The organism is Helcococcus massiliensis, from assembly GCF_900258485.1.
GTDB lineage: Bacteria > Bacillota > Clostridia > Tissierellales > Peptoniphilaceae > Helcococcus > Helcococcus massiliensis.
In genome coordinates this window covers 1-17,208 of sequence record NZ_OGVE01000007.1, presented here as the reverse complement: position 1 = coordinate 17,208, position 17,208 = coordinate 1, and the positions used below count along the sequence as shown (strand labels likewise).

12 protein-coding genes are annotated in these 17,208 nt (G+C 29.2%); 1 reads left to right on the top strand and 11 read right to left on the bottom strand.

Going from position 1 to position 17,208, the window contains the following annotated elements:
- Positions 1 to 3 precede the first annotated feature (3 nt).
- The 10 genes from C4Q29_RS06065 to C4Q29_RS06020 all read right to left on the bottom strand — a co-directional run bounded on the left by C4Q29_RS06065 (position 4) and on the right by C4Q29_RS06020 (position 13,015).
- Positions 4 to 1,428 (bottom strand): 6-phospho-beta-glucosidase, encoded by a 1,425-nt coding sequence (locus C4Q29_RS06065; protein WP_103981923.1) that lies wholly within the window; start codon positions 1,426 to 1,428, stop codon positions 4 to 6.
- Between the two features lie 45 nt (positions 1,429 to 1,473).
- The gene (celB, locus tag C4Q29_RS06060) at positions 1,474 to 2,811 is read right to left on the bottom strand and encodes a PTS cellobiose transporter subunit IIC (protein ID WP_103981922.1); all 1,338 of its coding nucleotides are present in this window, start codon (positions 2,809 to 2,811) and stop codon (positions 1,474 to 1,476) included.
- Entirely contained in the window at positions 2,804 to 3,280 is a 477-nt protein-coding gene (locus tag C4Q29_RS06055; protein ID WP_103981921.1) for a hypothetical protein, read from the bottom strand. The genes celB and C4Q29_RS06055 overlap by 8 nt, the downstream gene beginning before the upstream one ends.
- A 1-nt stretch (position 3,281) precedes the next feature.
- Positions 3,282 to 3,602 carry a PTS cellobiose transporter subunit IIB gene (locus C4Q29_RS06050; protein WP_103981920.1) on the bottom strand — a complete coding sequence of 107 codons (321 nt, stop codon included), beginning with the start codon at positions 3,600 to 3,602 and terminating at the stop codon, positions 3,282 to 3,284.
- A 16-nt stretch (positions 3,603 to 3,618) separates the two neighbouring features.
- Complete coding sequence (locus tag C4Q29_RS06045) at positions 3,619 to 3,915, bottom strand: PTS lactose/cellobiose transporter subunit IIA (protein WP_103981919.1); 297 nt, start codon at positions 3,913 to 3,915, stop codon at positions 3,619 to 3,621.
- Between the two features lie 160 nt (positions 3,916 to 4,075).
- Positions 4,076 to 6,049, bottom strand: coding sequence for a BglG family transcription antiterminator (locus C4Q29_RS06040; RefSeq protein WP_103981918.1), 1,974 nt, complete (start codon positions 6,047 to 6,049; stop codon positions 4,076 to 4,078).
- A gap of 363 nt (positions 6,050 to 6,412) precedes the next feature.
- On the bottom strand, positions 6,413 to 7,549 hold the full coding sequence (locus C4Q29_RS06035) for a glycerate kinase (protein ID WP_103981917.1): 1,137 nt from the start codon (positions 7,547 to 7,549) through the stop codon (positions 6,413 to 6,415).
- Positions 7,550 to 7,552: 3 nt separating this feature from the next.
- The gene (locus C4Q29_RS06030; protein WP_103981916.1) at positions 7,553 to 9,166 is read right to left on the bottom strand and encodes a PTS transporter subunit EIIC; all 1,614 of its coding nucleotides are present in this window, start codon (positions 9,164 to 9,166) and stop codon (positions 7,553 to 7,555) included.
- Positions 9,167 to 9,176: 10 nt separating this feature from the next.
- Positions 9,177 to 11,693, bottom strand: coding sequence for a glycoside hydrolase family 38 N-terminal domain-containing protein (locus C4Q29_RS06025; protein WP_103981915.1), 2,517 nt, complete (start codon positions 11,691 to 11,693; stop codon positions 9,177 to 9,179).
- Positions 11,693 to 13,015, bottom strand: a complete 1,323-nt coding sequence (locus C4Q29_RS06020; RefSeq protein ID WP_103981914.1) for a 6-phospho-alpha-glucosidase — start codon at positions 13,013 to 13,015, stop codon at positions 11,693 to 11,695. Before C4Q29_RS06020 ends, C4Q29_RS06025 begins: the two co-directional genes overlap by 1 nt.
- Before the next feature lie 137 nt (positions 13,016 to 13,152).
- On the opposite strand from C4Q29_RS06020, the gene C4Q29_RS06015 reads away from it, so the two are divergent.
- Positions 13,153 to 14,250: a CdaR family transcriptional regulator gene (locus C4Q29_RS06015; RefSeq protein ID WP_159459234.1), complete on the top strand. Its 1,098-nt coding sequence runs from the start codon at positions 13,153 to 13,155 to the stop codon at positions 14,248 to 14,250.
- A gap of 97 nt (positions 14,251 to 14,347) precedes the next feature.
- Here the strand turns inward: C4Q29_RS06015 and C4Q29_RS06010 are convergent, their stop codons facing one another.
- Positions 14,348 to 16,933, bottom strand: coding sequence for an AAA family ATPase (locus tag C4Q29_RS06010; RefSeq protein WP_103981912.1), 2,586 nt, complete (start codon positions 16,931 to 16,933; stop codon positions 14,348 to 14,350).
- Positions 16,934 to 17,208: the final 275 nt, after the last annotated feature.

Genomic DNA, 17,208 nt, shown 5'->3' with positions numbered 1-17,208 from the left:
TAATTAACTTAAATCTTCTCCATTACTTTCAATTACTTTTTTATACCAATCAAATGATTTTTTCTTAGTTCTCTTTAGAGTTCCATTTCCATAATTATCTCTATCAACATAGATGAAGCCATATCTCTTCTTCATTTCTCCTGTGCTAGCTGAAACTAAGTCAATAGGCCCCCATGTTGTATAACCTAGTAGATCTACACCATCTATCTCAACTGCATCCTTCATGTTTTGGATATGTTCTCTTAGGTAATCTATTCTATAATCATCCTCTACATATCCATTTTCATCTGGAGTATCTACAGCTCCCAAACCGTTTTCTACTACAAATAACGGTTTTTGATATCTATCATAGATTTCATTAAGTGTAATTCTAAAACCTAGTGGATCTATAGCCCAGCCCCATTCAGTATCTTTTAAGTATGGGTTTTTAACAGTTTTCAATAAATTCGAAGCTGTTTGTTCTGCTCTACTATCTTTTGAGATACATCTTGATGAGTAATATGAAAATGATATGAAATCAACTGTATTTTCTTTTAATAATTTTTTGTCATCTTCAGTTATGTCTGGAAGTATATTTTTTCTTTTAAGTTCTGCTAACTTATATGAAGGATAGTATCCTCTTGATTGTACATCAACAAAGAAATAAGACATTCTATTAGCCTTTAATGCTTCAAATACATCTTCTGGATTTGAAGTTAAAGGATAATAAGAACCTGCAGCAAGCATACATCCCACTTTCGCATCAGGATCAATTTCTCTTAATATCTTTGTGGCTTTAGCTGAAGCTACTAATTCATGATGAATAGCTTGATATTGAACCTTTTCAATATCCTCACCATCTTCAAAATATAATCCTGCTCCCATAAATGGGGCTGCTAAAATAACATTAATTTCATTAAAAGTTAACCAGTACTTTACTTTCCCTTTATATCTTGTAAATAAAGTCCTTACTAAATTTTCATAAAAATCAATTACTTTTCTATTTCTCCAACCACCATATTCTTTAGCTAAATGCATTGGAAAATCAAAGTGGGTTATTGTAATAAGAGGTTCTATACCATATTTCAAACACTCATCAATTATATTTTCATAAAATTTAAGACCTTCTTCATTAGGTTCCTTGTCATCACCATTTGGATATATTCTAGTCCAAGCTATTGAAAATCTATATACTTTAAATCCCATTTCAGCAAATAAAGCAATATCTTCCTTATATCTATGGTAATGATCGATGGCCCCTTTAGCAGGATAAAATTCATCATCCTCAAATTCTAACATCTTTTTTCTACCTGAAATAACAGATAGTCTCAAATCACCTATTGGACAGAGGTCTACATTTGCTAGACCTCTTCCATCTTCATTATAAGCACCTTCTAATTGGTTAGCAGCAGTTGCTCCTCCCCATAAGAAATCTTCTCTGAATGGCATTTTTTATCCTTTCATTTGTAATAATTAAATTTTCGTCTAATTGTTTTATTCTGCTGCATGCTCTTTTAATATTTCAGCTTCTTGAGCAACTAATTTTTTATCATATCTCTTAAAGAATGGATACCATACAATACTATTTACAAAGAATACTATAATGGATAATAGTCCACCCATAAATGATCCTGTTGCTATAAATCCTGATAAGCCTACTGGTGTTGGCCATGGAGTGTTTGCAATGATTTTAGGGAAAATTCCAGAAGCTATACCTAAGTATCCAACTGCAGCCCCAAGCATTGGTGCAAATATAAATGGTATTGCTAAATCTGGGTTATATACAACTGGCATACCGAATATTACCGGTTCATTAATTTGGAAAATACCAGGTGCTAATGAAGCCTTACCTATAGCCTTTAATTGCTCTGATTTTGCTAAGAAAATGCACATAAGAACTAAACCTAAAGTTGCCCCTGAACCACCAATATATGCAAAAGCATTCATGAATTGGCCTGCAAATACTTCAGAACCCCCATCTATATTTTTTTGTAAGTTTTCTAATCCAACTGGTGTTAAGAATGCATTAATTATTGTAGCTCCGTGAATACCAACTACCCATAAGGCATGAGTTAAGAATATTGCTACTACAACTGTTCCTACAAATGATCCAGCAATCTTTGACACAAAACCAAATGGTATTGCTACCATTGAGAATAAGTCTGTTCCCAAACTAACTAGAATACCTTGTATTATGAATACAACTAACGCTAATATAAATGCTGGTATCAAAGCTGTAAATGAGTTTGCAACTCCTGACGGTACTGCATCAGGCATTGTTATAACAATATTTTTTTGAATACAAAATTGATAAATTTTAACAGTTAGAGCTGCTGTTAAGATTGCTGTAAAAATACCTATAGCTGCAAACCTTGAAACACCATCTCCACCAATTGCCCAACCATTTATAATACCTTGTTCTGGATTATGTAATAGTTCAAAACTTCCTTTTGTAAATTGTGGTACAAACATTATAAATCCAAATAATGATAGTAATACTGCTGACATTGGATTTAATGATTCTATACCTTCTTCATCTCTTATAATTTTTGTGTATTCGTAAGAAATAGCTAGTAAAAAGTATAAAGCTATAATCCCCATTGACGCCTTATTTGCTAACATATAAATACTTGACACTTTTAAGAATGTTGCAGCCCAGATTCCTTCTAAGAATGGTAATGCTTGAGGTAAAATTGTTAGCACTAGGAACATTGAACCTACAATTGTAAATGGAATAGATGCGGTACCTGCCGCTTGAATAGCTCTTACAAATCTAAGTTGTGATAACTTAGTCATCGGCCCCATAATATATTTTTCTAAAAATTTAAACATTTTTCTCTCCTACTGTTTTTTTATATTTTTTTATTTTTATTATTATTAGAAGCTTAATAAAAATCCCAACTATTAAACCTATTAATGGAATTTTTAAATCATCTACAAAATAAGGGAAAACTAATTTAGGATTTATCATGATACTTATTAAAAGAATTAAATTAATAACTATAAATATAATCATTACATAATAAGTCCAATTAAACTCACCCTCTTTATGCTTAAAAATGGTAAGATGTTGGTCTGCACTCGAAAACAAATATGCTAATAAATACAAAATAGGAATTATAGCGTAAATGTTTTTTACTAAATAAGCAGTGGCAGCCCAATATAGGCTTACAACAGCTAAAAAAGCTGTCCCATATCTGATAAAGCTAGCTTTAGCCATTCTAATGCCAGTTTCTCTCATCTTTTGTTCATTTTCTTTTCTTAATTTAGCTTCTTTTTTACTTAATTTTTTATTATTCATTTTATAAATCTATTTCTGATAAAACAATTTCTGATAATTTTTGAAAACCTAAAGGTATAGGTGCATATGCTTGAAAACTTATAAGAGCAATAGGTTTATTAACTTTATCAGCTTCAGTTTTTAAAATATCATATCTATGTCTCATCTGAGGACTTACTAAATATAAGTCATATTTATCCTCTTTTATTTTCTGAATACCAGCATCAGCTGTTGTTGCATCAATCTGTATATCATAGCCTTTTGCTTGCATATATTCTGTAGTTTTTTTAGCCATAAGCGATGATGACATTGCTGCATTACACATTATGAGTGCTTTTTTCATATTTTTCCCTCCTTTTTTATTTATTTTTATATAATTCTATAATTTCTACAGCAAGGTCTCTTACTGTTTGTGCGTTCATCAAGTGATCTTGAGCATGAACCATTAGTAAACTCATAGCTGACGGTTTCCCGTTAATTTCATCTTGTATTAGACCTGTCTGTACTTGATGAGAACTTAAAAATGAATCATTCGCTTCTTTTAGTAATTCTTCACTTTTATCAAAATCTCCAGCCTTAGCTGCTTGTATTGCTTCCATTGATAAAGATCTTGCATTTCCTGAGTGGACAATGATTTCCATAATTATCTCTTCCATGGATACCTCCTAAATTTTTATCTTAATTCTAGTTTATATGGGGATTGATTTTTTGTTAAGACATTCTTTTTCATTCTTACTGGAAATCATTTGCACATATAGTTTTTAAAATAAAAAAGCTTATGATCGTTATTTGACCATAAGCTTTTAACTAATATAATTAAGTTTTAATTTCTTTAAAAATACTCAATATTTTTTTACTATTACTTGCATCTATTATTCTCTTTACATTGTCTTCGCTATCGATAAGATATAATAATTTTTTATACATATCTTCATAATCTGCTTCACTTCCTTTTTTAACATTTAAAAGGATTACCAACTGAACCAAATTACCTGTCCACTCTATCGGATTTTCTAGTGTCACCACAGATAAAAAAGTGTTTTCAGTAACAGCTTCAAAAGGATGTGGTATGGCTACAAGGTTTCCAAAACTTGTCGCGACTATAGATTCTCTTTTTAGTATTAATTCTTCTATACTTTCAGGAGCTTTCCCTTTTTTAATAATTTCATCTGAAATAAACTTTATAACTTCTTCTTTATTTTTAAAGTCTTTTCCTACATATATATCATCAATACTTAGGTAGTCTAAATCATCAGAGAGATAATCTTCATTTTTTACAAAGGAAGTGCTTAGTTTGTTTTTCTTTTTTTCAATAAATTTTTCTATATCTTCAAAACCAGATTCACCTAATATATCTTTTATATAGATATATGATGTTTCAATCGGAAACAGGCCATCTCTTTGATAAGAAAATGGAACGGTAGATATAATCAACTCTATATCGTCTTTAGTATAAGATATTAGATTATAAAGCTCAGTAGCTCCAACAATTTCTAAATCATCTTTAAATCTATGTTCTAATTTATATTGGAGAAGCTTTGATGTACCAAGTCCGGTAGTGCAAACTACAAGAGTCTTTATAGGCTTACTTTTAAGTTTCACTCTTTCTATGGCAGTTCCTATATGGATGGCCAAATAACCTATTTCATCTTCATTAAAATCTATCTCCAGTTTTTTCTTAACAATAACAGCTGCATTTATGGCAGCGTTAAATGCTTTAGGATAGTTTTCCTTAATAGAATCTAATAATGGATTTCTAATATTTAATCCATTATTAAATCTGTATATTGCCGGTTTTAAATGCGATATTAAAGCTTCAAGTAGCTCCTTATCTTGAGTTAAATCATATTGAATACCTTCAGAAACTACGTCAAGCATTTCAATAGCTAGGTCAATTATTTCCTGTTCTTCTTTGTTTACAGTTATAGCAGAATAATTGTCTTTTACTACAAGTTTCGTTCCCATTAAATGCATTGTTATATATGTTATTTCATCATTAGGAAATTCAACATCAAATTCTTCTTCTATATCTTTTATGATCTTTCTAGCTATATCATTTTCAAGACTAGAATTTAAATCGTATTTTATTTTATTTTCAAAATACTGGTTTAAGTTTATTCTTTTTATAGCTATAGCAATATGGATTATCAAATTATTTAAAGCTGCATCTGATAAACTTATTTTTGATTCATTTATATTTTTTACAACTATATCATATATGCTATCTAATATGTCTGCATCAAAAAGACTTTCAATGCTATTACTTGTTTTTAGCACTCTATCTTTATTCATTTCCGCTATAAGATTTGAAATACAAGACCTTATATTCTTTTCACTTCCGACTATCTTCATTCCATAATTCGGAATAAAATCAAAGGATAAATAAAACTTTTTAATTTCGTTTTTTACCTTTTTCATATCATTTTTTAATGTCGATTTTGATATAAACATTTCATCAGCAAGATCGTCTTGTTTAATATATCCATCAGTAAATAAAAACTTTAAGATTATATACATTACCCTCATGTCTGGTTCTGAAAAATCAAAGTTAAAATTTAAAAGTATTTCTTTTTCAAATTTTTGGAATATAATCTTATCTTTAATATTTAAATAGTAGTTTTGTTCATCATCACGACATATTTCTGCAGAATATTTTTCTAAAACATAATTAATTCTTTTTATGTCACTTCTTATTGTTCTTTCAGTAACTTCTTGCTTATCACTAATTTCATATATAGACATAGGGTGATCTATTAAATCTATGACTATATTTTTTTGTCTTTGAATCATATATCCTCCCTAATAATTCTTTTATACATTTAAAATAGGCCTTATTAATCCTATATAAACTTCAATAATATATTATACGTATTCCTATTATAGTTGCCTTACTTGATGCAGATTAGTTACTATCAATAAAGTCTCATCCCTATCATTAACTCTTAATTGATTTTAAATACTTTTCATTTAGTCTACTTAAATGTTTATAAGTATTTTATCATAAGATTGAATTAAGAATTAAAATTATATACCAAAAAAGTTAGATGCTTTATTACTAAAAAAACATTAGAAACGTACAAAAAGATAATTTATAAACCGCAAAAATAGAGTAAACAGTTTTATCCGTTTACTCTATCTATTATTAACATTATTTCAATGATTATTTATCAACCCTACAATCCTTGCTATTTGTTTTCCTTGCAAATACAATAATTCAGATGAATTTTTTATAGAGTAATCTAGGCCTAATATTTTATATTGTAGATTAAAAATATAATCAAAATATTCTTCATAATTTTCAGTAATCAAGTTATTACTTGCAGTAACGGCGAAACATATCTTCTTATGTTTTTTTGCTAAATTTGCTATTCCTATTGGAGCTTTGCCATGGTAGGTTTGTAAGTCCATACTACCTTCACCAGTTATTATCAAATCAGAATTAATAATTTTTTCTTCAATTTTTGTGATTTCTAGTATTCTTTCAATACCACTAAAGGCTCTTGCTTTGAAAATAGCCATAAAAGCAAATCCCAAACCACCTGCGGCCCCTGAAAATTTAGCTTTAGTAAATTCCTCGCCTATTTCATCTTCTAACATTGAAGAAACTCTAGATATTTCCTTATCTATGTCATTGAAATCTTTTATATTTAAACCTTTTTGTTCTCCATAAATATAGACACAACCATTTTTACCTAATAAGGTGTTTTCTACATCTGATAAAATAGTAAATTTTGTATTAGAAATTTTATTATTTAGGTCTATGAAATCTAAGTGATGAATCTTTTTCAAATCATCGGTGCCTTTAGGTGAAAACTTTACACCTTCTTTATTATAAAAATTAGCACCTAGATAATCTAACATTCCTATTCCCATATCACTTATTGCAGATCCCCCTAGGGTAACTATGATCTCAGAAGGACTATATTCTAGCGCTTTTTCTATAACAATACCAAGTCCCCTAGAAGAATCTACATAAGCATCTGGTTTTTCCGTTAACCTATCTAAACCAATTACATTTGATGATTCTATAAAAATCTTGTCTCCGACTAATCCTATAGATACATCAATTGACTTATTTTTCGAATTTACTGAAGTAATAGTTTTAACATCTCCATTTAATTCTTCAATAATGGATTCTATTGTACCTTCACCACCATCACCTATCGGAACACATTTAATATTCAATTGTGGATTTATGCTCTCTATTCCTTTTTGAAGCTGAATGTTAGCTTCTTTTGAAGAAATACTTCCCTTAAAAGAATCTAGAGATATTAAAACGTTTTTAATCATTAGTTATCCTTTTTTTGAATAGTAGTAATCATCTACTACATTTCTCATTCTTGTCACTTTACCACCGTATACAACATGTATATTGTGTTCATCTGGAATAATTAAACCCTTTGAACCAGTTTTTCTAAATAAATCTTCATTTGCTAAGGATGAATCTTTTACTTCAACACGTAATCTTGATATACAATTATCTATTGAGATGATGTTATCCAATCCACCTAACCCTTCAATTACAGTTTCAGCTATTTTTTCATCATCAGCATTCATTACTAAATCACTATCATATTCTTCAGTACTTACTTCATTAAAGTCATTTTTTGATCTACCTATTGTAGGTACATTTAATTTACTAATTAAGAATTTGAATGTGAAATAGTACATAGCAAAGAATATTGGTCCTGCAATTAAATATATATACCATTTAGTTGATACACCTTGAAGTACACCAAATACTAACCAGTCAATTACCCCACCTTGGACATTACCTATTGTAACGCTTAATAGGGCTGGTACTAAGAATGCTAAACCTGCAAATATAGCATTAACTACCCAAAGAACTGGTGATAAGAATATAAATGTAAATTCAATTGGTTCAGTTATACCTGTTAGTATTACAGCTGTTAAACCTGCTGCAAAGTATGTTAACACTTTCTTTCTATATTCAGGTCTAGCTGATTTAGCTATTGCAAATACAACAGCTGGCATACCAAATACCATGTGTAAGATTTTGCCTTGAGCTAAGTATTGTGTAGCTTGAGGTGAAAATGCTAAACCCTTATCCAATTGGTATAAGAATATATTTAATGAACCTATTATATTTTGACCATCTATATTTTCTACACCACCTAAAGCTGTAAATCTAAATGTTTGATTTAATATATGGTGTAATCCTGTTGGGTTTATAATCTTTTCAGTGAATCCATAGAAGAATGCACTTACACGTCCAGCTTCTGATATTAATCTACCAGCTGCCATAATTAAGTTGTTTATAAATGGCCATATAAATGTAAGTGCAACACCTACTACTACTAATACAATAGTGTTTATAATTGGTACAAATCTTCTACCACTATAGAATGAAAATGCTTCTGGTAATTCTGTAGTTCTAAATTTATTATGAACAAATACGGATATAATACCAGCTAAAAGTCCACCAATAACATTTGTGTTATAAACATATATACCTAAAACTTTTGTAAATTGAGCATTAAATAATGCAGCATCAGTATCAGACATACCTTGGTTAATTAAGTAGTCTACAGCGGTAGTTTCTTCTGTTAAACCTTTTAATCCCATTACATAGTTAATACCAATCATCATTGCTATATAGCCAATTGCAGCAGAATATACAGCTACTTCTCTATCTCTCTTTACCATCGATAGAGGTATTGCCATAGCAAACATTAATGGTAGATATGTAAATGGAATTACAGCAAGTTTTCTAATTGCACCAATTACATTTTGTATACCTTCATTTTGTAAAAAAGATACATACTTCAAAATATTTTGGTTTTGAAGAGCTGCTCCTAATCCTAAAAATATCGCCATGAAAGACAACATTGAAATCGGGAATAAAAGCGATTTACTAAAATCTTGGAACTTTTTACTTCTTTTCATAAGAGTCTCCTTATATTTTTATGTTTTTTATTTGATTTCTTTTTACTTCAATTTCAGTGACTTTTTTTATCTCCTTTTCATTAAAATCACAAACATTAATTTCCTTATTGAAGTTTATCTTTTCTTTATCATTCGGATTATAAAACCTTATCGATATACCTTCTTTATCATTAGATTTTTTTAAAGCGGTAATATTCATGTCTTCCAACGGTAATTCAATGCTATACTTCTTTTTACCTATTAGATTTTGATTAATATTAAATCTATTATATTCTTTGTTCTGGTATGAAATTATATTGTTTTTTTCAATAGTCTTATTAATATTTACATAATTTATAATAAAATCAAATTCAAAGTTAACATCTTTTAATAAAGCATCTGGAGTTTCTAAATTCATCCCAGAAGCTCTATTAGGTCTATTTATTAGATTAGGCTTACCCATATATCCAAATGATCGTATTAGTGTTAGATAAATCTCATCTTTTTTATATTCAAATTCATTAAGTTGGTTAGCCTCTATCGATAGATTTTTATCATGCAATAATTTATCTTGAAAATTATATATATTTACAGCTTTTTCAACCCACTTATCTTTTACTGATTTTTTTTCAAGTTCATAATTATTTACAATATCCGTAAATCCAAACTGACAACCAACAATAATTTTTTGAATGTTATTTTGAGATTTAACTTTTAATCTGGTTCTCTGTTCAATTGTTTTATTCATAAAGTCTAGACTAACTTTTATGTTGCTATCATTAAATAATCTTATATTTAATTGATATTCCTGAGTGGTTGAAAGATTATCTTCTATTCTTTCTTTCAAATCATGTGGAAGTTTATTTTTTACTAGCAGGTTAATTTCTTTGTATAAGTTTTTATAAACTATATTTTTTATTTGTATACTATCAAAATTATTTTCACCTATAATTTTATCTTCTTTAGGAGGAGAATAATCATACGAATCACCATCATCTCCTGAGTTTTCAATAGATAAAAAGTTTTCTATAATTCTTCCAGTATTTTTTATATATAGGTCTAAACTATTTTTATTAACTATAATCTTATAATAATCATCTTCAATATAATTTTGATTTAGATTATCATATTCATTCGATTCATTTGATTCAACAATTTTATATTGATTTACATCCATCCCATTTATTGAATCTATATCTAAAATAACTTTAACTTTATACCTATAGATATCTAACATTTTAGCTAGAACTTGTCTATCAATATTTTTCATATTTTGCTTTTGATAATCTATAATGTCAAAACTAACCTTATTTCCATCTAAATCTTCTATATCAAATTCTAAATCTTTTACTTGTAGTTCAGCCTCTATCTTACTATTTTTTACAATATACGGATTTAGATTGAATACAAATAAATCATAATCAGATGTTATTGAGCTTGCTATACATCTTTTAGCTATATGGATATGATTATCTATTAATCTTTCAACAGATTTAATTCTATTATAAATATCCTGGTTAACTTCATCCGTATTACATCCACCTAAACTATCATGAGCATGAGTTCCCATTAGTTCTTTAAGACTTCTTTCAATTAGTAAATGAGGATATTCAATACCATAGATTTCAGCAATTAAACTTAATGGTTCTAAAATATTATAAATTAAATTTTCTACTCTTCTATTTAGTATTTTTATATCCATTCTTGTTGATCCAATAGTCCTATGAACCCTAGTAAAGGACGCATGATCTAGATAACCCGTTACTTTTTTACTTTCTTTATCAATGTACTGATCAACATAGTCTCTTAAATCAGTAATTTCTATGTCATAATCTTTATAAAGATTTTGAATTATTTTAACTATATCTTTGATATTTTTTTGAATAGGCATTTGATCATGTCCATTCATTAGAAGCACCTTGTCTGAACTACCGTATTTATCATATTTCTCAATTATAGTGTCAATTCGTTCCTTTAGTTCAGTTACCTCTTCTGGTAAATATTTTGCACCTTGATAACCTGCTGGTAATGAGAAAGCTTTCACAGCACTTCCATCAATTCCAACCCAATCAAATACATTAGATTCAGCCATCTCTTTACTATAGCCTCTCCAAAATATTGTTGAATCAATACCAAATCCTCTATATATTTGAGGCATTTGTGGATTATGTCCAAAAGTATCTGGAGAATAAGCTATAAGTAAAGGATTATCTGTATACTTTCTTGCTGTGCTTAAACCAATTTGTAAGTTTCTATAAATTGATTCACCATGCGGTATGGTTAAATCTGTTTGTGTATACCAAGGACCTAGATCAATTTGATTTCTAATTATATTTGAATATTTATCTATTGATTCATAGTATTTTGCAAGATCATCTAACATAACAGACTGACCATCTAGAAGATACTTTACATCTTTATTCTTCTCTAGATAATCAAATACATTTTCCATCAAATATCTTAAATACATTTGAGTTTCTTCAACCGTAAAGTACCATTCCCTATCCCAATGTGTATGTAGAATAGTTTTCATGGTTTTTTTATTCATTATCTAAGCTCCGGAAAATATGAACCATTCATCTCAATTAATGCATCTAATACTTCTCTAGCTTTTTTAGCTGAGTTTACAGTCCTATTTAATGTTAAAGCTTGCAATGCTTTTTGATATGAATTTTCAAAATAGGCTTCTGCAGTTAACTTTTCAAAAGCATATTGGTTTTCTATTAAGCCTTTATAGAATGTATCTATATTTCCAAAATGATATTGTTCGCATCCGTTTGATCCTACAGCTGCGGCTAGTTCCACCATCGCATCATCAGGAAGATTGTTTACAGCACCATTATTTTCTTGAATGATAATAAATGTTTTTCTCAAATTAGAATTGATTGATAGAGCTAATTCTACAATCATGTCTGCATGAGCATCATTATGAACCATTTCTAGATTATCCAAAGTACCTTGTTCAGCAATTCTATCGCATTCTGCAAAAACTCTCTTTTCTCTACCATCCATAACTTCATTAGCTCTAGTATAATTAGGATCTAACTTTGATAATTTATAGTATGGATATAGATAATATTGTAAGTATGTGTTAGGTAAATAATCTGGAAAATCTTCCAACATATCTTTTACCATTCCGTATGTTTCTAACCATGAAGCATCTCTTTGTTCAGCATCTTCTGGTGCAAAACCTTGTTTTAATATTATTTCTCTTAATTCTGGTAATAGATCTTTACCATCTTTATCATATAAATTTGTAAACCAACCAAAGTGATTTAATCCAAAGTATTTAGGTTCAAAATCATGGTAATCTTTTCCTAAAATTTTACCGTAAGATTTCATCAAGTTTACAGGTTGGTCACAAATATTAATAATTCTATGATCATCTGGGAACTTCATATTAAGTGCAACCGCTACTATAGCTGCTGGATTTGTATAATTTAGTATCCAAGCATCTTTAGAACGTGATCTTACATCTTCAACGAGTTCTATCATGTCTCTGATTGATCTCATACCATAAGAGAATCCTCCAGGACCACAAGTTTCTTGTCCAATCAAACCTAAACTTAATGGAACTTTTTCATCTTTTTCTCTCATTGGCAATCCGCCTGTTCTCATTTGGCAAAATACAAAATCAACATTATTAAAAGCTTCATCTTTGTCTGTTGTATAATTAAACTCTAGGTCAGGATATTGTTCTCTAAATAATACCTCTCCAAATCTTCCTATGTGTGACTGTCTTTCAGCATCAATATCATAAAGCGTCACTTTCTTTAATGGAAATTCTTCCTTGAATTTTACCAACGACCCTAGTAATCCAGGTGTCCATGTAGAACCACCACCAACAATTACTAAATTTAATTTTTTCATTTTTCCTCCTTATATAGTTATACAGTTTCTTTCGCAATTAAATAATATTACATATTGTCTTAGATATCTATGTTATGTATAATATTATGAAAGAGTTATCATCAAAATTAATTGTTACATGTAACAAAGGAGTAATTGTGGAGATTTCAAATAAATTAGCTAATAGTATTGTTCAGGAGTTAAAAGATATCATTTCATTCAATCTAAATTATATGGATAAAAAAGGAAAAATTATTGCTTCTACAGATCCTGCAAGGATTGGACAAGTCAATATGGCGTCTTTCGAAAGCATGAATATAAATAAAATGATAGTTGTAGAAAAAGATGGTCAGTTTCAAAACGCGAAAAAGGGAATTAATATTCCTGTAAATTTTGAAAATGAAATTATTGGAACTATTGGTATAACTGGTGATCCACATGATGTAATCAATTACGCTACCATAATAAAAAAAATGACTGAGATACTTATTACTAAAGAATGGATTGATAATGTTAAACAAAATGAAATAGATAAGAAAAAAATATTTTTAGAAAACTTAATATTTTCTAGCACTTCAGAAGATTTATATAGCTATCCTATAAATAACACGACTAATAAAGTAATTATAGATAGCCTAACTTTCCCTAAATTAAATGACCCTATCTTAAATAACAAAGTTTTAGAAATAACAAATGCCATTTTGAATAAACATAATTTCCAATATTATAGCGCTATAATACAAGATAATTTAATTATACTTATTGACAAATATAACAAAGAAACATTGGACCCAATAATTATGAAATTGTCAGAAACTTTACTTTCAAAATTAGAGATAAAATCCTTTTATGGTATTAGTAGCATTTATAAAGAAATTGAAGATACTCCATTAAAATTTGAAGAAGCAAAAAGTTCAATGAATTGGATAACAAAAATAAATGATGATGAAGCTATGAGTATGTACTATAATAAGTTGGATTTAGGGATATTGTTCAAAAATACTTCAAAAGATCAAATAAATCAATATAAAGAGAAAATATTATCAAATTTGAGTCAAGATGAAATAGAAGAATACAAAGATATTATGTTGTCTTATACAAAAAATAACGGATCTATAAAGAAAACTAGCGAAGATTTATTTATTCATAAAAACACCTTACAATATAAATTAAATAATATCTATAAAAAAACTGGATACAACCCTAGAAAATTATCTGATTATATCGTTCTGAGATTTGCCTTTTTATTGAAATAAATTTTAATTAACACCAAACACAAAACCAACCCAAAGTCGATTAATCTCAACTTTTAGGTTGGTTTTGCTTTTTATATTATTCTATTCATACTTTATTCTACTGCACAAAAACTATCTCACCATCTTTTACATCTATAGTGATTGGCATATCTTTTGTGATTTCGTCATTTACTATCTTTTCTGCAAGAGGACCTTTTATCATTTCTGAAATACCTCTTCTAATTGGTCTTGCACCAAACTTAGCTGAATGGTATTTTTTAGCGATTAATTCTATAGCTTGGTCAGTAAACTGAATATCTAGACCAGCTGTCTTAAGTAAGTCAGTTTCTTTATCAGCTAGTATTTTACTTATCTTTAATATATCTTCAAAAGTGAAACTCTTAAAGGTGATGATCTTATCTATTCTATTGATAAGCTCAGACCTAAAGAATTCGCTAATAGCTTCCATGGTGATTTTCTCGTTTTCAGCTTCTTTGTCTACTTGACTTTGGCCGTCGCTAAAGCCCATCATTTTATCTTGGCCAATCTTTTTGGTACCCAGATTTGATGTAAGTATGATAATACATTTACTGAAATCTACTACTTCACCTGAGGAATCTGTTAACCTACCACCATCTAAGACTTGTAATAGGATATCAAATATTTTCGGATGAGCTTTTTCAATTTCGTCAAATAAAACAACTGCTTCTTTGTTTCTCTTGACTGCTTCGGTTAAAAGTCCACCTGTACCGTATCCTATGTATCCTGGAGGTGCTCCTATCAACTTGGATACTTCATGGGCTTGTTGGTATTCAGACATATCAAACCTTACTAAGTCTTCTAGCGAACCGGATACTTGTTCAGACAAGACTTTAGCTGTTTCAGTCTTACCTACTCCAGTAGGCCCAACAAAAAGGAATGAATTCAATGGTTTATTTGGATAAGCAAATCCAAGCTTTGAAATCAGCAAAGTATCGGCTACAGCGTCTGTAGCTTCTTTTTGCCCTATTACCTTTGATGATAATATTTCTTTTAAGTTTTTTAGCTTCAATTTTTTATCTTTATTCTTGTCATTTATAGATACTTTTCGACCAGACTTGATTGAGATTTCATTTTCTATATCTACTGCACTTACCTTAATTGGATAGTCATGTCTATGATCTGAATTTCTATCTTTATTTAAGACTTCATATAAAGAATTTAGTTCTTCTTGAATTTGTTTAACTTCAGCTTCATTGAATTTAATAGACTGTGCTTTCTCAAGTCTATCTTTTAACTCTCTATATTTGTCAATATACTTTTCATTTATATAGTTTTGACCTTGGTCTTGCAACTTAACTCTCGCACCGGCATTGTCTAAAACTGTCAAGGCTGAGTCTGGTAAAACTAAGCCTGGAAGATACTTGTTTGAGAGAATAACAGCTGCTTCAATAGCTTCAGGTAAGTAATTTACTCTGTAGAAGTTTTCATAAAGAATAGAGACATTTTCTATAATCTTTATGGCATCTTCTTTTTTAGGTTCTTTTACATTAACTATTTCAAACCTTCTTGTTAAAGCTTGGTCTGAATTAATATAATAGTTCCATTCGGCATGTGTGGTAGCCCCTATCAATCTGAAATCACCCCTAGCCATCAAGGGTTTTAGGGTATCAGTAAAATACTTATATCTGCCTAGTAAATGAATTTCATCTATAAATAAGATGACATCTCTTTGTTTTTTCATTTCTTCGGCAAATCTTTTAATAGCTTCACCACTATATACATCAGAGAAAGACGAAAAATCATTCATATTAAATTGTAAAATTTTCATATTTTCTAGGGATGGTAGGTCCCCATTTGCTATTTTTATAGCTAGACCTTCAGCTATAGCCGATTTACCTACACCTCCGGGCCCTAATAAGGCTACGTTGTTTTTGTCTCTTCTTGATAATACGAGTTCAATTTGTTCGATTTCTTGGTCTCTACCAATAACTTTTTGTAATTGACCCAATCTTGCTTTTTCAGTAATGTCAACAGCTAGTTCTTCTAGCATAGAATATGACGGATCTTTAATCTTGTTGTGAAATCTATTGGCTCTTCTTTCTTCTTCTTTTTTATTATTTTCAGCGCTGCCATCAATTTGCATAGAAAACAATGAAATATTGCGTCTAAAGAAGCCTCTAGTTAAAGGCTCATATAAAATATCAATTTTAGTCAATAGGTATTCAATGATTTCACATGCATTTGAATTGTTCACATCAGAAAAATGTATGAGTAAATACCTGGTATCAATATGGTAAATTTCAGGGTTTGACCTTGACATCTCATCACCATATTTTATGGCATCAAAAACAAACTTAGAGACATTTGAGTCACCAAATATTTCTAACTTTTCATCTGCTATTGGTTCTACTATAAATTCTACTGGATTTTGATATTTGGAATTGAAGCGCTTGGCTCCTGGATTTGTAGGTCTCATCATTGATGAGTAGATTGTTTTATCTTTTACTATAATGGATTTTTCTATGATATTTTTGATATCGCTAGCTACGATAGAATATTTAGCTAGGGCGTATGACATACCGGTATCGTAGGTTTGTAAACCTGCTAAGAGTATATCTTGACTTTCAATTACGGTTTTACCCACTTCTTCTACGTTCTTCTTTGCATTTTGCAATGTTTCTAGACATTGACGAGAAAAATTAAATTGAAGTTCTTTATTCAATTATACCTCCAAAAATTTAAAAAAGGACCAAAAAAATATAATATCGGGATTATACACTAAAGAAAAATTTTTAGCAAATAAAATAAATTCAGTTTTGAAAGTTTTTGCAAAAACTTTAGTTTGCGAACGATGGGAGCTAGAATTTTATCCAAAATAAGTTTTAAATTCGAAAATCAATTTTTAAACTTATGGTTTTTGGGTTTTCATAAGTATAAAATTCAAAAAGTGATTTTAAAACTTATTCTCTAATTCTTAGATAAGTTTTAAATTCAGTT